The organism is Microcoleus sp. AT9b-C3 (genome assembly GCF_036705485.1).
In the GTDB taxonomy this organism is placed as follows: domain Bacteria; phylum Cyanobacteriota; class Cyanobacteriia; order Cyanobacteriales; family Microcoleaceae; genus Microcoleus.
On record NZ_JAUBUR010000001.1, the window covers coordinates 367,410 to 385,980 of the forward strand.

At 44.9% G+C, this 18,571-nt stretch carries 18 protein-coding genes and 1 pseudogene; 4 read left to right on the plus strand and 15 right to left on the minus strand.

Annotated features, from left to right (window positions below):
* Position 1: 1 nt before the first annotated feature.
* Together QUB77_RS01565 and QUB77_RS01570 are read right to left on the minus strand one after the other, a co-directional pair.
* On the minus strand, positions 2-1,507 hold the full coding sequence (locus QUB77_RS01565) for an HlyD family efflux transporter periplasmic adaptor subunit (protein WP_333169866.1): 1,506 nt from the start codon (positions 1,505-1,507) through the stop codon (positions 2-4).
* Between the two features lie 19 nt (positions 1,508-1,526).
* Entirely contained in the window at positions 1,527-2,099 is a 573-nt protein-coding gene (locus QUB77_RS01570) for a TetR/AcrR family transcriptional regulator (protein WP_333169868.1), read from the minus strand.
* 319 nt (positions 2,100-2,418) lie between these two features.
* Between QUB77_RS01570 and QUB77_RS01575 the strand changes: the two genes are divergently transcribed.
* Positions 2,419-2,580, plus strand: a complete 162-nt coding sequence (locus QUB77_RS01575) for a hypothetical protein (protein WP_333169871.1) — start codon at positions 2,419-2,421, stop codon at positions 2,578-2,580.
* Positions 2,581-2,678: 98 nt separating this feature from the next.
* Here QUB77_RS01575 and QUB77_RS01580 read toward each other — a convergent pair whose 3' ends face one another.
* Positions 2,679-3,173, minus strand: coding sequence for a hypothetical protein (locus QUB77_RS01580; RefSeq protein WP_333169872.1), 495 nt, complete (start codon positions 3,171-3,173; stop codon positions 2,679-2,681).
* 209 nt (positions 3,174-3,382) lie between these two features.
* Between QUB77_RS01580 and QUB77_RS01585 the strand changes: the two genes are divergently transcribed.
* Together QUB77_RS01585 and QUB77_RS01590 are read left to right on the plus strand one after the other, a co-directional pair.
* A complete protein-coding gene (locus QUB77_RS01585) occupies positions 3,383-3,844 on the plus strand; it encodes a GNAT family N-acetyltransferase (protein ID WP_333169874.1) in 462 nt (153 codons plus the stop codon).
* A 49-nt stretch (positions 3,845-3,893) separates the two neighbouring features.
* On the plus strand, positions 3,894-4,265 hold the full coding sequence (locus QUB77_RS01590; RefSeq protein ID WP_333169875.1) for a DUF2237 domain-containing protein: 372 nt from the start codon (positions 3,894-3,896) through the stop codon (positions 4,263-4,265).
* A 119-nt stretch (positions 4,266-4,384) separates the two neighbouring features.
* Here QUB77_RS01590 and QUB77_RS01595 read toward each other — a convergent pair whose 3' ends face one another.
* From QUB77_RS01595 to QUB77_RS01610, 4 genes and pseudogenes are all read right to left on the minus strand, one after another.
* Entirely contained in the window at positions 4,385-5,530 is a 1,146-nt protein-coding gene (locus QUB77_RS01595; protein ID WP_333322800.1) for a leucine-rich repeat protein, read from the minus strand.
* A gap of 45 nt (positions 5,531-5,575) precedes the next feature.
* The gene (locus tag QUB77_RS01600) at positions 5,576-6,778 is read right to left on the minus strand and encodes a leucine-rich repeat domain-containing protein (protein WP_333169879.1); all 1,203 of its coding nucleotides are present in this window, start codon (positions 6,776-6,778) and stop codon (positions 5,576-5,578) included.
* Positions 6,779-6,966: 188 nt separating this feature from the next.
* Positions 6,967-8,001 (minus strand): annotated as a pseudogene (locus QUB77_RS01605) (M28 family peptidase).
* 98 nt (positions 8,002-8,099) lie between these two features.
* Positions 8,100-9,302 carry a Coenzyme F420 hydrogenase/dehydrogenase, beta subunit C-terminal domain gene (locus tag QUB77_RS01610; protein WP_333169881.1) on the minus strand — a complete coding sequence of 401 codons (1,203 nt, stop codon included), beginning with the start codon at positions 9,300-9,302 and terminating at the stop codon, positions 8,100-8,102.
* 410 nt (positions 9,303-9,712) lie between these two features.
* On the opposite strand from QUB77_RS01610, the gene QUB77_RS01615 reads away from it, so the two are divergent.
* The gene (locus QUB77_RS01615; protein ID WP_333169882.1) at positions 9,713-10,258 is read left to right on the plus strand and encodes a hypothetical protein; all 546 of its coding nucleotides are present in this window, start codon (positions 9,713-9,715) and stop codon (positions 10,256-10,258) included.
* Between the two features lie 159 nt (positions 10,259-10,417).
* Here the strand turns inward: QUB77_RS01615 and QUB77_RS01620 are convergent, their stop codons facing one another.
* From QUB77_RS01620 to psbZ, 8 genes are all read right to left on the minus strand, one after another.
* A complete protein-coding gene (locus QUB77_RS01620) occupies positions 10,418-10,678 on the minus strand; it encodes a hypothetical protein (protein ID WP_333169884.1) in 261 nt (86 codons plus the stop codon).
* 280 nt (positions 10,679-10,958) lie between these two features.
* Positions 10,959-12,446: a DEAD/DEAH box helicase gene (locus tag QUB77_RS01625; RefSeq protein ID WP_333169885.1), complete on the minus strand. Its 1,488-nt coding sequence runs from the start codon at positions 12,444-12,446 to the stop codon at positions 10,959-10,961.
* An 899-nt stretch (positions 12,447-13,345) separates the two neighbouring features.
* Positions 13,346-14,668, minus strand: a complete 1,323-nt coding sequence (rimO, locus tag QUB77_RS01630) for a 30S ribosomal protein S12 methylthiotransferase RimO (RefSeq protein ID WP_333169886.1) — start codon at positions 14,666-14,668, stop codon at positions 13,346-13,348.
* A 141-nt stretch (positions 14,669-14,809) separates the two neighbouring features.
* Positions 14,810-15,445 carry a Uma2 family endonuclease gene (locus tag QUB77_RS01635; RefSeq protein ID WP_333169887.1) on the minus strand — a complete coding sequence of 212 codons (636 nt, stop codon included), beginning with the start codon at positions 15,443-15,445 and terminating at the stop codon, positions 14,810-14,812.
* A gap of 227 nt (positions 15,446-15,672) precedes the next feature.
* Positions 15,673-16,308, minus strand: coding sequence for a Uma2 family endonuclease (locus tag QUB77_RS01640; protein WP_333169888.1), 636 nt, complete (start codon positions 16,306-16,308; stop codon positions 15,673-15,675).
* A 235-nt stretch (positions 16,309-16,543) separates the two neighbouring features.
* Positions 16,544-17,119 (minus strand): Uma2 family endonuclease, encoded by a 576-nt coding sequence (locus tag QUB77_RS01645; RefSeq protein WP_333169890.1) that lies wholly within the window; start codon positions 17,117-17,119, stop codon positions 16,544-16,546.
* Positions 17,120-17,191: 72 nt separating this feature from the next.
* Positions 17,192-17,782: a 6,7-dimethyl-8-ribityllumazine synthase gene (gene ribH, locus QUB77_RS01650; protein ID WP_333169891.1), complete on the minus strand. Its 591-nt coding sequence runs from the start codon at positions 17,780-17,782 to the stop codon at positions 17,192-17,194.
* A 220-nt stretch (positions 17,783-18,002) separates the two neighbouring features.
* Positions 18,003-18,194 (minus strand): photosystem II reaction center protein PsbZ, encoded by a 192-nt coding sequence (psbZ, locus tag QUB77_RS01655; protein WP_015177377.1) that lies wholly within the window; start codon positions 18,192-18,194, stop codon positions 18,003-18,005.
* Positions 18,195-18,571 lie beyond the last annotated feature (377 nt).

The window sequence follows — 18,571 nt, forward strand, 5'->3', positions numbered from 1 at the left end:
TTTAGTTTTGTTTAATTGCTACTTGTACCTGCAAATTGGTCAATCCCGCAACTTGTTTGCTAGCTTCAGGATTCAGGTGAATTTTTACTTCTACTACTCGGCTATCCAAGTTTTCTCCTGGTTGGTTACTAAACACATTTTGTTTACTTACTTTTAACGCAATTTCTTTAACAGTTCCCTGCAACTCTCCTGAGAATGCTTGGCTAATAACCGCTGCTTTTTGTCCCAGCTTAATTTTGCTGATGTCGGTTTGATAAATTTCCGCAACGACTACCATTTGGTCAGTTTTTCCTAAGTCTGCAATGCCGTCATCGCTAATTTTTTCGCCAGCGCGAGTATGAATTTTCAGGATTTTTCCAGCATTGGGCGTGCGGATGGAAGCTTGATTTAACTCGGTTTGGGCGCGCTTCACTTGGGCGATCGCACTTTCGATCTCAGCTTCGGCTGCTTGCACGTCCACGGGGCGCACTTCGGCTATTTTGTCAAGAGTTGATTTCGCTTCTTCTAGTTGTGCGATTCCAGTTTCTCGAATGCGTTTGAGTGTTGATTGAGCTTCGTTAAGCTGCTGGATTGATGTACTGTTAATGCGAGTTAGGTTTGCTTCTGCTTCGTTAATTTGCTGTTTGGCTGTATTGTTAATGCGATCGAGGTTTGCTTGCGCTTCTTCAAGTTGCTGCTTTGCCGTATTATTAATTCGGCTGAGATTAGCTTGTGCTTCTTTAATTTGTTGGCGACTTGTTTCTAATGCCAGCCGCTTAGTATCTCTTACGGATTGAGAAACTGCACCTTCACCCGCGAGTTGCTGATGTCGGAAATCTTCAGTTTTAGCATTATTAAACTCGGCTTGCAATTTGTCTATCGCTGCTATTTGTGCAGTTTTTTCTCCTTGCCATTGTGCCGCTATTCGGCTAATTGTTGCCTGTTGTGCTTTTTTCTCCCCTTGCCACTGGGCCCTGATTCGGCTGATAGTTGCCTGCTGTGCGGTTCTGTCGCCTTGCCATTGTGCTTGCAGGCGATCGACTGTTGCTTGTTGTGCAGCTTTGTTGCCTTGCAGTTCCGCTTCTAGCTTGCCAATCGTGGCAGATTGTGCAGCAAGTTCTCCCGACTTTGCACCAGCTTTTACTTGTGCTAAACGCGATCGAGCAACTTTGACTTTCTCTTGAGCTTCATCTAAAACAGATTGCAGGCGATCGCGCGCATCCAAAATCGCGATTAGTTGTCCTGCTTTGACTCGATCGCCCTCTTTGACTAAAAGCTGGGAAATGCGATCGCCATCTAAAGTTTGCGATACTCCCAAGCGAACCACTTCTCCTTGCGGTTCCAATCTTCCCAATGCTGTTATTTTCCTCACTGGCGGTATTTCCGCTGACAAAGATTCCGTATTTTGAGCCAACGGTACAAACTGAGAAATCCCGTAAAAAGCTGTACCGCTGGTAATGATGCTGGCAGCAATTGCCATTCCGATTACTAATCTATTTTTAGGTTCTATCCAAGATTGAAAATTCATACTTGTCCTCTACTTGCAGCTATTTTTTTTCTAAATAAGCGAGCAACATCTCTTTTAATAAAGTCCATTGTTCTGCAACAGATATTCTTTCACCTTGATAAAACCTTCTTACCAGCAAACCGTCAGCATAACAGATGATAAATCTAGCGATTGCTGGCTCAGAGATACCTAAGTAGCAACTGAGTGCCTCTTCGTAACGCTTTCCCGATTCCTGAAGTGCTTGATTGCTGTCAATCTCTTGACGAGTTTTTTGTTGGCAAAACTCAAATATCATTAACAGACTTTTCAGGATGTAATCTTCATTTTTGCTGAAGTAATCCATCAGTTTTTCAACTTTTTCTGCTAAAGTTGGCGGATTTCCCAGTTCGGAAATTGCTTCTTCTTTTGTATCTTCATAGCTCAAGTATTCAATTAACTGCTCGAACAAACTTTCTTTACTCGGGAAGTAGTGATAAAGGGTTCCTGTAGAAACTCCGATTTCTGACCCAATTTCCCGCATAGTTACTGATGAGTAACCTTTTTCGGCAAATATGTCAAAGCATTTGTTTAGTAGTTCTTTACGGTATCGATCGCGGTCAACTATTTTTGGCATGGGTGAATAGATTTTAGATTTTAGATTATCTAAAGTCTAAAATTTATTGGTCTGATAATTCTATATCGAACGTGCGATATAGTATCAATCACTACAAAATTGATTTTTTTGGTTAGCGGGTAGGATAGATCTATATCGAACAGTCGTTATATTTACTAGACCACAGAGTCGTAGAGTTTGTCAAGGGGTAGGGAAGAATTTTTTGGCCGATCGCCCTGCCAGAAATGAGACAAAATGGTAAAAGCCAACATCCATCCGCGTTCCGAAGCGCTTAAAATCCCCAATTAATATCAAAGAAGCGATCGCAGTGAGATAATTTATGAAAGTACGAACCTACAAAATCGGTAATACCCAACAAATTGTAAAACTGTTTTACGACACCGTACCATTGGAAGATGCGATCGCCAAATACAGAGCCGTGGAACCCCCTTCTACTCTGGTGAAAATTGCCCGCAGCTTGGGAATTTGCCTGGGAGAGTAACACAGAAGTTACCCAACTTGTACCTTAAAAAAGGTTCGTAGTTGCGCTTGGGCACTCCGGAGTACCCAAGCGCAACTACAAACCTACTTTTCTAGCAATTACCGCAGCAGCAATGAGGCGATCGCCTTCACTAATTCCTGGCATTCGTCCGCAGTTAACAAGTCATCAGAATTACGAACCAGACAGTTATAAATATAATGCGCCGCTTGAATTTGCTCCGGCACTTTGTAGCCTTCCCAAACTTCCTTATTGGGAATAATAAACAGCAAACTTGCCAGCATCTTTTTTTGAAGGATTAGAGAATTAGGGTGAGATTCAAACAGCACCTCGGTAGAACCCGATAAAAAGCGGCGGAGCTCAAACCCCATCGAATTTATTTCCTGCTTTAAAGCTTGTAAAAAAATATATTGATAAACCGTAATTAAGCTATAATTTTCTAAGAGAGTCTCAGCGAGTTGCTCTTGAAAAAAATCTATATCTTCACTTTGGCAGCAAAGCATATCTGGCAAAGGCAAAGCCAAAACTTCGGGATGATTGACTCGACCCCAAATGTGGGTGAGAACGTGGTCTCTACTTAAAGTCCGAAAGTCCATACTTTTAGAGCCGGCAGTTAGCTTATGAAAAAAAAGGAAAGATTAAATGATTTTCACCATAACAGATTAATTTCCCCCACACCTTCCCCTTTCACTTCTTTTAAATTACTTGTAGCTCATTTAGCAAAGTCGGGAAATCACCCGATCGGATTATCTTTGAGAGTGAGGGCGATCGAGGCACACAATCTAATTAACAGCGGAGACTCTTTATGAGAATACGAACCTACGAAATCGGTGATACGCAACAAATTGTAAAACTTTTTTACGACACGGTACACGAAGTAAACATCCGCGATTACACACAAGCACAAGTAGAGGCTTGGGCACCAGCAGATATGGATATCGAAAGTTGGACTAAAAGTTTAAGCAGTAAATTTACTTTCGTAGCAGAAGAGGGCGATCAAATTGCAGGTTTTGGGGAATTAGAAGCAAGCGGCCATATCGATCGCTTTTACTGTCATCAAGATTTTCAAAGGCAAGGAGTTGGCAGGCTAATTTTAAAACAAATTGAGTCAAAAGCCCAAGACTTAGGCATTAACAAGTTATTTACCGAAGCCAGCATTACAGCTCGACCTTTTTTTGAAAGCCAGGGATTTATTGCGATCAAAAAACAAGAAGTAGAACGCAGAGGACAAAAACTAATCAACTTTGTCATGGAAAAAAATATATAAACAACGATTTGTGTAAAATTAGATCGAAGAGTTTTACGGAGGAGTGGCGATGGTGACGGAAGCTACAAATGTGGTGGGCGGAAAGTTAGAGACTTGCTGCACGTCGCCGATGACGGGCTATTATCGAGACGGCAAATGCAATACAGGTGGTGGCGACTTTGGGGCTCACACTGTTTGTGCTCAACTGACAGAAGAGTTTTTGCAATTCACTAAATCGAATGGAAATGATCTGAGCACCCCGGTTCCCGAATTTAACTTTCCCGGTTTGAAGCCTGGGGATTGCTGGTGTTTGTGCGCTTCTCGGTGGAAGGAAGCAATGGATGCAGGAGTTGCGCCGCCTGTGGTTTTGGCTGCGACTCACGCCTTGACTTTGGAATACGTTTCTTTGGATGAATTGAAGCAGCACGCTGCTGATTTGTAGGAGGATGTTGGTGTGCGATCGCTTTTAGTCAATAAGGGCGATCGGGTTTTTCTGATGAAGAGCAAATTTATCCTTTGTAACTCAAATATTTAAGTGCGATCAGGCGTCACTGTAAAGTTTTATGGTTGAGTTTGTGGCTCCCACTTACAGATAGACTCTGGTTTGAGAGGGCAAGTTTTGGGAGCGATCGGATTTCCGCTGAGGTAGAGTTCAGTCAGTTTAGTGAAAGATGCTAGCGGTTTGATGTCGCCGATTTGATTGTTTTCGAGTGAGAGCAAAGTCAGCTTAGTCAAGGATGCAAGCGGTTTGATATCAACGATTTGATTGTTGTTGAGCCAGAGAATCTCCAGTTTAGTCAAGAATTCTAGCGGTTTAAGGTCAGCGATCTCATTCTTGTTAAGTGATAGCCCTTCCAGGTTAGTCAAGGATGCTAACGGTTTGATATCACCGATTTGATTCGAGCTAAGGTTAATCCCTTCTAGGTTAGTCAAGGATGCTAGTGATTTGATGTCACTAATCTGATTGCTGCTGAGGTCGATAAAAGTCAGTTTCATCAAAGATGCTAGCGGTTTGATGTCACTAATTTGATTGCCAGCGAGATCGATCCCTTCCAGGTTAGTCAAAGATGCTAGTGGCTTGATGTCGTCAATCTGATTGCTGCGGAGGAAAATTCCTTTCAGGTTAGTCAAGGATGCTAGCGGTTTGATGTCACTAATTTGATTTTCAATGAGGACGATTTCAGTCAGGTTAGTCAAGGATGCTAGCGGTTTGATGTCGCGGATCTGATTGTTCCCGATGTTGAGCAAAGTCAGGTTAGTCAAGGATGCTAGCGGTTTGATGTCGCTGATTTGATTGTTGTCGAGGTTGAGCAAAGTCAGGTTAGTCAAGGATGCTAGCGGTTTGATGTCGCTGATAGAACAGTCGATGAGCCGGAGAACCTTCAGGTTAGTTAAGGATGCTAGCGGTTTGATGTCGCTGATCCCTTGCTTCGTAAAGCTAATTCCTGTGATACTAGAAAGTTGGCGATCGCCCTCATCGCACTCAGTAGTTCCTGCTATTTTTAACAGCATATCAACAGTATGTTTAGCTTCGGGACTCAAAGAATCTTTGTCGCGGCACCATTCAGCAAATGTTTTGTTTCCCGATCGGACTTCTGCTGCTTTCGCCGACACTCCATTTCCAGGTAATGCTAGAAGCACACAACAAGTAAGTGCGATCGACTTTGGTAACTTCATGTGTTTGTGTGCAACTATGAGTGCCATCATCTTGTACCTCTAATTTCCACAACTGCAAAGTTTGAGCATTTAATTTCAGGGTTCCCACTTACAGATAGACTCTGGTTTGAGAGGGCAAGTTTTGGGAGCGATCGGATTTCCCTTGAGGTCGAGAATGCTCAGGTTACTCAAAGATTCCAAGGGTTGGATGTCGCTGATTTTATTGTTGCTGAGGCTGAGAAAAGTCAGGTTAGTCAAGGATTCGAGCGGTTTGATGTCGCCCACAAGATTTGTATCGAGGAAGAGCCCAGTAAGGTTAGTCAAGGATTCGAGCGGTTTGATGTCGCTGATTTGATTGTCGTTGAGGACGAGAATGCTCAGGTTAGTCAAGGATTCGAGCGGTTTAATGTCGCCCAGAAGATTTCCGCTGAGGACGAGAATGCTCAGGTTAGTCAAGGATTCGAGCGGTTTAATGTCGCTGATTTTATTGCCTCTGAGCTCGAGCGCAGTCAGGTTAGTCAAGGATTCGAGCGGTTTAATGTCGCTGATTTTATTGTCGCTGAGGCCGAGCGTAATCAGGTTAGTCAAGGATTCGAGCGGTTTAATGTCGCTGATTTTATTGTCGCTGAGGTCGAGTTGAGGCACGTTAGTCAAAGATTGTAAGGGTTTGATGTCGCTGATTTTATTGGTGTGGAGGGAGAGCGCAGTCAGGTTAGTCAAAGATTGTAAGGGTTTGATGTCGCCCAGAAGATTGTTGTGGAGTTCGAGCTCTCTCAGGCTAGTCAAGGATTCTAGCGGTTTGATGTCGCTGATTTGATTGTTTCCGAGCGCGAGCGTAGTTAGGTTAGTCAAGGATTGCAAAGGTTTGAGGTCGCTGATTTGATTGTTTCCTAGCGTGAGCCAATTCAGGTTAGTCAAGGATTGCAAAGGTTTGAGGTCGCTGATTTGATTATCGCTGAGGGAGAGACGATTCAGGTTAGTCAAAGATTGTAAGGGTTTGAGGTCGCTGATTTTATTGTTGGAGAGGAAGAGTTCCGTGAGAGTCAAAAGTTTCCGATCGGCTGCATCGCACTCAGTAGTCTCAGCTTTCTGCAGCAGAACCTCAACTGTATGTTTAGCTTCTGGACTCAAATCAGCTTTTTGGCGACACCAATCGGCAAATGTTCGTCCGTTGTTTCCCGATCGCGTTTCTGCTGCCTTGGCAGATAGTCCACTTCCAGATAATGCTAGAAGCACACAACAAGTAAGTGCGATCGACTTTTGTAAATTCCTGTGTTTCTGTGCAACTATGAGTGTCATAATCTTCTACCTCTCATTTGCCCAACTGTATAAAACAAAGACACTGCCTTAGCGTGTCCCTGCAAAACATCTATTACCAACTCTCTGAATCAGCTCACTCAGGCAACTTATACTAATTTTTAGGTGCGTTCTTTTGCCTGATATTCTGTGCCGAGCGAGGATATTTCCCCGCTGGGCAGCCTACGCAACTAATTAATATCAACTCTCACCAAATCTGTCACAACTTTCTCCAATCCAGCTATCACCTTCGCTGTCCGTTCCCAATCAACCTTATCGGGTGTATCTTGCGCCGTGTGATAGTAAGGATAGCGATAGGGAGCAGTATCTGTCACCATCACCCCTGGATAACCATGTTGCCAAAAAGACCATTGATCTGACCAACCAACACCAGGAATGCCACCCGGAATTGCTGCACCTTCCGAGGGAAATTCAGCATGGCGGCGGAAAGATGCGATCGCCTCTCTAACCAGTTTACTTGAGGATGTATTGCCAATAAATCAGATAAAATTTCCTGATGTAGGATAAAAAAGGTTTAAGGGTGCTGGATATTTCTGGCTGTTTTTGGCATCTGAGTAATAACCAATTGTTTCTAAACTGAGCATCGAAACAATTTTTTCATTACGCTCTCTGCATCTTTTGGCATAAACCAAACTCCCCATATCAGCAGTCCAGAAAAAAGGCGGTTCCTCATTCACAAACTCAACAAAACGCACAGTCTTTTCAGGCTTTTTACCTGCAAACATTCTCGCTAAAGCCAGAATCCCTGCCGCCCCAGTTGCGTTATCATTTGCCCCTGGACTCCCCACCACAGAATCATAATGTGCTCCAATTACAACTATTTCATCTGCCTTTTTTCCACCTGGAATCTCCACTTCTATGTTATAATAAAATTTATCATCAATTTTATATCCTTGGCGTTCAACTTTATAGCCAGCAGCTTGAAATGATGCTTCGAGAAAGTCAGCAGCTTCTCCAAGTTTTTGATATTGTATAAAGTGGCGCTCTCCGATTTCACCAGAGAGCTTTTCCACATCGCGCTGTAAAGCATCTCGGAGCGAGATTTCCTGTGCTGTTAAAGGGGGAATTGTCCCGTTGTAGCTTTTCCCTGGCATTGCAATCATACTCAACCATATCCCACTAATCAGACTAATTAATATCGTAGTAAGGATAGCCAGTCTAGTTAACGTTCTGCGATTCCATAATTCGATTGTTCCCCATTGCATTTGTTTTCTATCTTTGGCTATCCTTGAGTATCAGGGTGCGTCAGTTAGCATTATTTTTTCTATAATCCAACAACTCCTGACTGACGCACCCTACAAGTTTACACATCTGGCAACTTATACTGCCCCACAATCCGCTTAGCATATTCCGGCACATGAGCCTCTAATTTCTCCGGGTAATTGCGCTTCACGTACAGATAATTGCGAGTGAAATGAGAATCAATTGAAAACCGAGCATATTCCAAGCCCTTCGGCCCAATTCTCTCAATAAATACTCCCATTAACTTCGCCGCCCACATCGGCAAAGTCACTCCTTTTTCATAAGCCGGAATGCTTTGCTGAACGGCTTCTTTTCGGTTTCCCTTAGACATCACCGGCTGAGTATTTAACTGATCCGTTACCAAATCTAACATTTCTTGCCCGGTGTCATTTCGCACCACAATCCACTGCCAGCCAAAGGGTGCGCCCATGTAGCCCACAACTAAATCTGCTAAAGAATTCACATAATCAAAACAGCTCAAACAAGAAGGAGCAAAAACATCTTTCAATTCCTTAGTATTCAAGCCAAAAAACGGCACTTTTTCTTCCGAACCATCTTCGTGTTTGAAGTGAACGTTAAAGTCTTGCATAAACTCGTAAGAAACCACTGTTTCAGGAGATCTGCTAGTCGTATCTAGGAATTTCTGCAAGCCTGCACGGCTGACATTATCCACGCAGGGAGTTCCCAAAACGTATAGCTTCTCTAAACCGAGTTGTTTCTCGACTGTTCGCAAAGCTTGAATTTGACAGCCGACGCCAATTACTAACAGCCGCTTCATCCCTGATTGTTCGATTTGTTCTAATACTGAAAGATTGGGAGAGAGAGTGGGTTTGTTGACTTTTGCTGCCAAAATTTCGGCGCGATTTCTAGCAATAATCGGCATCGGCTGAAAGCGGTCTTCTTTAGTATTTTGGACGCAAACAACGCCTTCTACAATTCCTTTTTCGAGCATTTCAATGGCAATTGTGCTGACAATTCCCGTCCACTGAGCGCCCTCGATCGGCTCTTTTTTCCGAGCCGCCATCATATTTTGACTGACTCCGAAATACCAATCGTCGGGATTGTCGAGATTGCGCGATCGCCCGTGAATCTCTTCTTCTAATTCCGCGATATGCTGTGTTAAGAAAGCACAAGATTCCTTGACATAATGGATGTAATATGTATCGCACAAACCGCACTCGCTGCAAAGTTCTTTAGCGGGGCGGCGGCTACCCGGTTTGAGGGCCTTGGATTTTTGGTGTTTAGTAGAATCTGTTGCGGTCATCTAAATTGCTAATTTTATCGAGATATGGCTTTTGTTAGGATATCACAGCAATTTCCGCTGATTTACCTCTTTTATTCTTTCTTTCAGTCCCGGCAGGCGGACGCAAGCTTGTGCGGAAGCAAATTCGGTTCGCCCGAAATTGACGGTTTTCAAAGCTTAAAAAATATTAGTCAGGACTTACCTAGGTTGCGCTAGAAACCCAGTTTCTGGCTGAATACCTCACTGTTAAACCTAAGATTTAGGGTAAAACCGGGTTTCTGTGTGTAGTGTTGGTAAAAAAAATCGGTTTCAGAGCAGCGCAGTGCATCCACGAGTGTTGGTGTAAGTCCTATTAGTATCAATCCGGATCGAGCAGGCGATCGGACGAATACATTGCCAAATAAAGCTATAAAAAAATGGTAAAAATATTTGTGACAACAGCCCTCGCTGGCATCATGATGAATCTCGCAATTTCGAGCTTAGGATTTGCTGCTTTAGTTCGTCCTGTTCCCGCTATGAATCAAACTGTTGCGACTCTAGAAAGAATGCTCAGTGCGACACAAAAGTCGGCGGCGCTGAACTATTCGCGCCTGGGGATTGGCGGCGTTCGGTTGGGGATGGCTGTAGAAGAGGCAAAACGTAAGTTGGGAAAACCGCAGCGCGACGAAACTAAACCTGCTGGGCCTGTCATCGGCGGCAAGATTCGCACGCTAACCTACTCAGGATTGACGGTAACTGCATGGGATGGCAAAGTTTATTTGATTTCTGCTACCAAGCCCAAGTTCGTGACAATTGATGGTGTGAAGGTAGGAGATAACAGCCAAAAAGTTGTTAAAACTTACGGTTATGGGTCGCAATCTGTGCAGGGTGGAGTGACTCGGTTGACTTACAGCAATGACCAAAAGGCTTCTAATTTGATTGTGGAAATTAAGGGCGATCGCGTGCAAAAGATTATTGTGAGCACGCAGCTAAACTGAAATATTAAACAACAGTACAAAAGTCCCGGTTCACAAGTTTGTAGTAAGGACTTTATTCCTGATTTATGAGTTTTTTTAGCTCTTCGGTGAGTTGACAGGAGGGCTTTTTCCTAATGTGCGTGAAGCGTAGCTATCCCGTAGGGAATCGCCCGCGTCTCCTTAATCCTCTTCATCCTCATCCGACAATTTTCCCATTTCCTCAGCAACTAGCGTCTGAAAATCCTCTCCGCAGTGAACGTTGAGATGAATTGCAGCACTCAGAAACTCTGCTAGAATTTCAGCTTTTTGTCGATCGCTCAAATCAGGTAACTGAAGCTGGTGGATTAAAGTAATCACATTTTGACACTCAGTACCCAATTCATCAATTAACGTTCTTAGTGTAGAATTAGTTACAGAAATTGTCCGATCGCTAACTTGCATCTTTATTTACCCAATCGTTTTAAAGCTTGCTGAATTCCTTTCTCAAAAGTTCGAATTTCACTTTCCCAATGCCGGATTAAGCCTTCATCGGGAAAATCCTTCTCCTATTCCAGTCTAATCTTTTCTTCATGTTCTGCAATCCGCTTGTTCAACGAACGAAGAGCTTTTTTGTGATTTTTATTCCCCATAGAGTCTCACACCCATAAAAAAAGTAGAGGTGCGATCGCGATCGCATCTCTACAAAAATTATAAATAAGGTGCACATTGTGCACCCTACAAATTAGCTGTTCTGGGGAACAGGAGCACTCGGTGCTCCAGAAAAAGTCGGCGCTGGTACAGAATTACTCGGTGCACCAGTCTTAGCCCGCTTTTTGATCAAGATTGGCTTAACGCTGTTTTCTGCACCAATCGGGGGATCTTCTTGTTGAGCGTAATCCGCGCCCATCCAAGCAGGACGGCTTTGATCGAAAGCCATTTGCAAAGCAGCAGCGGCGATCGCGTGGGAGTCGTACTCCTCGGATAACTGAGATACCAGAGGCAAGAAAGATGCCATCCGTTCGCCAGCCAAAGCTTCGCGAACTTTACCCTGCATCTTTTCCAACTGACGTGCTTCAATTTGCGCCCGTGTCGGAATGTTTCGCACCGTCAAGCTCGATCGCACGTGGCGTTCAATCAAGCGCAGTTTGCGGCGATCGACCGGTTGAATCAGCGTAATCGCCGTTCCTTCGCGGCCTGCCCGGCCCGTGCGTCCGATCCGGTGAACGTAGCTTTCCACACTGTCGGGCAAATCGTAGTTAATCACGTGAGTCAAGTGGTCCACGTCCAAACCCCGCGCCGCAATATCAGTCGCCACTACCCAGCGCACCTGACATTGGCGGAACCGATGCAGCAAGCGTTCCCGCTGTGCCTGATTCAAATTACCGTGATACTCATCAACGCTGTGACCTGCTGCTTGCAGTTGGCTGGTGAGTTCTGCAGCCGACTGCCGAGTCCGCACAAAGATCAGTGCAGATTCCGGGTCTTCCATTTCTAAAATTGGCTGTAGGGCTCTTGCCTTCGACCAGCCGCGGGGAATCATGTACACGCCTTGGCTGATGCGCTTTGGCGTTGCTTTTGGCTGTTCTACGGTGACGTTGACTGGGTTGTGCAAATGCCGCGCCACCAATTTCCGAATGGAAGGTTCCATCGTCGCCGAGAAAAATGCCGTTTGACGTTCTTTTGGTGCAGCATCCAAGATTTTTTCCACATCTTGAATAAAGCCCATGCTCAGCATTTCGTCAGCTTCATCCAAAACCAGCCACTTTACCTTGTCTAGTTTCAGGCTGCCACGGCTGAGCATATCCAATATGCGTCCGGGTGTACCGACAACGACGTGCACGCCGCGCTTCAAACGCTGCATTTGACGATCGATGGATTGACCCCCGTACACTGTCAGAACTTGCAGAGAGCGACCCACTTTTACCGGGCCGTCGTTGCTGATGCCACTCAAATCACGGATGGCTTCAGTTACTTGCATCGCCAATTCGCGAGTCGGCGTCAGCACCAGTGCTTGCACCGCAGTTACATCTAAATCAATCCGCTCCAAGATGGGCAACGAGAATGCTGCCGTTTTGCCTGTCCCTGTTTGGGCTTGACCCACAACGTCGCGACCTGCTAGCAAGTGCGGAATTGCTTGTACTTGGATGGGAGTAGGTTCTGTAAAGCCTAGTGTTTCCAGATGGAGAACGAGTTCTTCCGAAAGACCTAAGCCTTCAAACAATAAATTCATTAATGCTCCTAATAACGAGTCTTAGCCTTCTAAGTTGCCCAACTCGGATGCGGATTTCTGCTCGGCGGCAGGAACTCATAAGAGTTCTTTATGGTGCTGCGCCTGCGCGCACCTTCTTAAATAGCAATCGAGTATAGGGCAGCTCCGTCGATGGTGACTAAATTTACCAATTCGACAGCCGTCTTTGATTTTGTGACATCACCGATACCAACCGCCAGGGGTCGGGTTATAGGCTTCCAACATTCTTAAAACAGGACATTGGACTTCCTTTGAGGTACTTGCAAGCTTTCCCTCTTAGGCATTTTATAGTGAGGATCATGACCAGCCCCACTTCACTACTCATGTAGTAACAGGTTGTTTGGTTCAGGCGCTATCCCGCAATCCGTCGCCTGCGGGATTGAGCGGGGGATGGGGCGACCGTTACCGCCTATCCATCTCAACACTCTTTCGGGATACCGTTGTGGTGTAGGGCGGACGGCGAAGCAATCTCAAATTATCCCCGCTTATTTCTGGCTTGTTACTATCATAACTCTTTACATTCAGAAACAAAACATTAAATTCGTTAAAATTTTCCGATCGTTCTGTAGAGATAACCGCACCCCGAGGGGGAGCGTCGATTGCAGCCAGAGGCTAATAAAGGTTTATAACCCTTTGCTACCTATCTTTGCACAATATTGTACAAACCGTTACTTTTGCTGCACAATCCGCTAATCATTTTTGGCGGGTGTCCGGTTTTTGTTCGCCACACCGCCGATCGCGACAGTTCCAGCAAAACTTACACTTGACCCCGCCCAGCACCGGATACAGTGCCACGTCAACTCATGAGGGTCGATCCCACAATTTTAGACAAAAGATCGACCTCCCAGATGAGTCTGTGCAGTCAATCTAAAATCTAAAATCTAAAATCTAAAATCGACTTGACCGTAGAGGTCGTAGACATCTGCACCAGTAATTTTCACAGATACGATTGAACCCAGCCGCGCTTCTCCTGTGACGTAGACGAGTCCATCTACTTCTGGGGAAAACCGAGCGGATCTACCAATCAACTCGCCTGTCTCTGGTTGTTCTTGTTCTATCAGGACATCAACTACCTGACCGACAGACTCTTGATTCTTCTTCAATGATATAGGTTGTTGTGCCGCCATTACCGAATTGCGCCGCATTTCCATTATTTCTGCAGGTATTTGCTGGGGCAAGCTGAAGGCTGGGGTTCCTTCTTCTGGCGAAAATACGAAAACTCCTACGTGATCGAATTCGTGGCGCTTGACAAATTCCAGCAAGTGTGCTGCGTGTTCGTCGGTTTCGCCGGGGAAGCCGACAATAAAAGTTGTTCGCATCACGGCGCCGGGAAGTGCTGCTTTGAGCCGATCGACTATAGCATCATTAATCCCAGCTTGAAAAGGCCGATTCATCGCCCGCAGAATTTCGGGATGGGAATGTTGCAGGGGTAAATCCAAATACGGCAAAACGTTGGGCGTTTCGCGGATGGCTGCGACAACTTGCGGAGTCAAACCTGTAGGATAGGCGTAGTGCATCCGAATCCAAGGTACATCTACTTCACCCAAAGCGCGAAGCAGTTCGGCTAGTTTTGGTTCGCCATAAATATCTTTGCCGTAGTTGGTGGTAATTTGAGAAATTAAGATAATTTCCTTTACCCCTTCCGATGCCAATTGCTTAGCTTCAGCGACGATTGATTCGATCGTGCGCGATCGTTGATTTCCGCGCAAGTGCGGGATAATGCAAAATGCACAGCGATAGTCGCAGCCTTCTGCTATTCGCAGATACGCGACACCTTCCGATGTTGTGCGGTAGCGGGGAGTAGTTTCGTCAGCGATGTAAGTAGGTTCTGAGGAGACGAGGGAAACTCGATCGCCCTTTTCCACCTGCTGCATAACATCGACGATTTTATGATAGTCGCCCGTGCCGACAATTGCGACTGCTTCGGGCAATTCGTCCAGCAATTCCTGCTGAAAATGCTGTGCCATGCAGCCGGTGATGACTACTTTTTTATTAGCTTCTGCCAATTCTACCAAGGTGCGGACCGACTCTTCTCGCGCAGCTTGGATAAAACTACAAGTATTGACTACAACATAATCGGCTAATTCTTCATTAGAATCCACTTGATAGCCCGCTTGAGCCAGCAAGCCAATCATGTGTTCGGTATCGATGCGATTTTTTTCGCAGCCGAGGTGAGTAAATGCGATCGTTGGCTTCGTTGCCATGCAGTAATATTTTTTGTTGCGCTATTTCTAAGAACGTTTTATGATATCACACAATTTGACAACTTGCAATGTGTAGGTAAAATCTCTGAATAGCTTTTACTTTATTTGATATCCTTTTGATACCCGATCGCCGTATTCGTTCTAGCCTGGCTCAGTTGCAGGCAGACCGGCTCGAAAAATCTGCTCGACAGTCAACCTCAACTCTGGGAAGGCCAGCGACTCAACTATGTCATCTCCCCAAAACTGGCTGATTTGATATTCCCCATCAACTAACTGGTAAACCGAGATAGTAGGTTGTTTCGGATTGCCAATGAAGCGTCTGCCGCCCAAAGCAGCATAATCCACAACCCAATATTCCGAGATACCCAGTCTTTCATAATCGGCTACTTTAACCAGGTAATCATCTTGCCAGTTCGTGCTGACTACTTCTACAGCCAGTCGCACCGAAGACCCCATCGTGATGATGGATTCTTTTTTCCAGCGTGGCTCGTTTACAAGTGCGGTTCTGTCTAAGACTATTACGTCTGGCTGATAACCTGCCTCGTCACGGGAAAGCTTGAGTAGGCAGTCACCTGGAATTGAGTAGGGTAATTGCAGTCGCCTGATTTCAAAATTGATTTCACTGGAGATGAAACCCGTAACGTCGGAATGGTCGCCGGTTCCTAAAGGCATTTCAACAATTACTCCATTGTGTAGTTCGTACTTATGGACAGAGTTCTCTGGATACCAAGCAACGAACTCATCAAACGTGATTGTTTTGGATATGGTTTGGATCATGTTGTGGTTTCCTCTGTCTGGTGATTAGTAGGCCGAAAGCTCAAAGATGGCACAAGACATAACAGGAGTTTACTGTCATTCCTTGACAAATAGGAGTGTCGCTGCTGTTAGCACGATCGCCCGTCCTGAGAGAACAGCCCCTGGTACAAAACGCAGATTTGTCAAAAAATTGGTGTCCTTTTGTGCCCCATTTGATATCCTTTTGATACGCGATCGCGGTATTTGTTCTAAGTCAGCTTAGTTGGGGGCAGACCGGCTCGAAAAATCTGTTCGGCAGTCAACCTCAATTCTGGGAACGCCAGCGAATCAACTGTGTCATCTCCCCGAAACTGGCTGATTTGATATTCCCCATCAACTAACTGGTAAACCGAGATAGTAGGTTGTTTCGGATTGCCAATGAAGCGTCTGCCGCCCAAAGCAGCATAATCCACAACCCAATATTCCGGGATACCCAGTCTTTCATAATCAGCTACTTTTACTAGGTAATCATCTTGCCAATTGGTGCTAACGACCTCTACAGCCAATCGTACAGAAGTACCCATCGTGATGATGGATTCTCTCTCCCAGCGCAATTCGTTTACCAGCGCCACTTCGTCTAAGACAATCGCATCGGGCTGATAGCCTGCCTCATCACGAGTGGGTTTAAGCAGGCAGTCACCGGGGATAAAGTAAGGCAATTTCAGCCGCCTGATTTCTGCGCTGATTTCGTCCCTGGTAAACCCTGTCACACGGGAATGGCGGCCGGTTCCTAAAGGCATTTCAACAATTACTCCATTGTGTAGTTCGTACTTCTGGACAGAGTTCTCTGGATACCAAGCAACGAACTCATCAAACGTGATTGTTTTGGATATGGTTTGGATCATGTTGTGGTTTCCTCTGTCTGGTGATTAGTATGCGGAAAGCTCAAATATTACACAAGGACTTTCGGTAACGATACCGGTAAGACTTGACATAGGAAGTGAAGTCTGCTACAATTTTGCGTCCACAATTTCAAAAGACCGATCGCGCCGATCGACTGAATCTGAAATCAGTATCTGGGCGATCGACCTCAAGATATCAAATGGGTTCTATAAATTTTGATTGTATCGTATTTTTAAATTAGGCTGGAAATACCAAAGATAAATCCAGAGACAATTCGGAAAAACCCGGAATTACAACAGTCTCATTGTGCAGAACAACTCGTTTGACTCGATAATTGAAATCACCTTGTCTTTTTTGATAAGGTTCGCTGTAGATTTCCAGTTGATTATCAACCAAATTAAATATCCAATAATTAGGAATCCCAGCTTCAGCATAGAGAGATAACTTAGTTCTCTGGTCATACTTTAAAGTAGAATCCGAAACCTCAATTACCAACAAGATATCCGCCGACTCCGGGTGAGAAGATGAATAACGATCGGCTCGATTTCTGGCGATAACAACATCAGGTTCAGGTTCGCTATCAGCAGACAAAATAATTGGCTCTTGACCGCGGACGATCGCTCTTTTCCCCACCAGCGAGTACAATTCTCCAAACACCAGCGAATTACAAACAGAGTGAAGCGTACCTTTAGCAGCCATTTTAAGAATTTCTCCGCGAATCAATTCTACTCGCTCCTCGGTGCCGAAAAATCCCAGTTCTCCCAAACGGTGATATTCTTTGATCGAGAATCGTTTCGCAGTTACAACAGTCATCGCTTTTGTTACCTACAGGTGCTAAAAGTACGCAATTGACTCAAATTTATATCCCCAGACTGCTAGCCCAACTTACGAGGGGATTTGATCCGACGATACATCAGGGGCGATCGCCAGATTTGCTTCGCCCGAAAGCACTTGAGTAGCAGATCCACTAGCTAAGTGACCGTAAGAGTGTGTTCCCAAACCCTTAACTTGGCGCATCAAAGTGCCCATTTCCAAAGCACTCATCGCATAATTCCAGCCCAAATTGCTTTTAATTCCAGCCCTTTCCAAAGCTTGCTGCATCGTGTCAGTCGTCACCACCCCAAAAATCACCGGCACTCCTGTCTGAAAAGCAGCAGCAGCAATTCCCTTAGCAACCTCACCAGCCACAAAATCGAAATGAGGAGTTTGGCCCCGAATTACCGCACCCAGACAAATTACCGCATCGTAGCGGTGAGAAAGAGCAGCTTGGCGGGCCACTAAAGGAATCTCAAAACTTCCCGGAACCCAAAAAAAGTCCACCTGAGAGCCATGAGGATTAATATCAACCCCGTGGCGTTTCAAACAATCTTGACATCCCTCCAAAAGTTTGTTAACCACCAAATCGTTAAAACGACCGATGACAATAGCAAATCGCAAAGATTCGGTGTGAGTAAAAGTTCCCTCGAAAACAGTCATAGTGCTGTACTTTAGATTTTAGGTTTTAGATTTTAGATTTTTGTTTGTGAGAAGGCAAAAGTCAGAAAGCAGCAGCATCTCATCTGAATCTCAAGTGCAAAAACATACAGGGTCGCGCGGTCTGGAAAATTCCTAGCTTCTGCCGAATGCCTTTCAATCGCTGGTGAATGCCTTCATCCTTCTATCTTTTACCTTCTTTATTCGATAAACTTGGGTGAAATTAAACGACTAAAAAGTTCAATACACCCACTGCAATAACCAGCAAAAACCAGAGGCCAGACCCGGCATAAATTAGGGATTTAGACTGATTCCAGTTTTGGGGAGAGGCATAAGCAACTGGCACGCCAACGACCATCACAAAAGACAGCAGTACCAGACCCAGTAAAACCACTTGAAACAGAATTGATAACATCTTTTCTCCTTTCGATATAACCGTGCGTTGTTGAGAAATAATTTCCCTGACCGGGAAAATTATTCCAAATTATAGTTTTTGACTGCGCTCAAAAACGGATACAAGCCCGCGACTTAAGTCGTGAGAGGCCCAAGATTTTAGACCCTAGTTCAAGCTCCCAGATTCATCTGTGGAGTAAATCTAAAATCTAAAATCTAAAATCTAAAATCGACTGACAGTTTCCCGATAGTCGATCGAGAGATTGTCGGTTGATTGATACGAAAGAACCCGTGCAAATTCGGGCGTTGCGCGAACAGGCGTCAGCGGCTCTTGAGATTTTTATCAATTTTATCATTGTTCGTTACAGCACAGAAAACTGGAAAGGTTAAGTTAAAGCC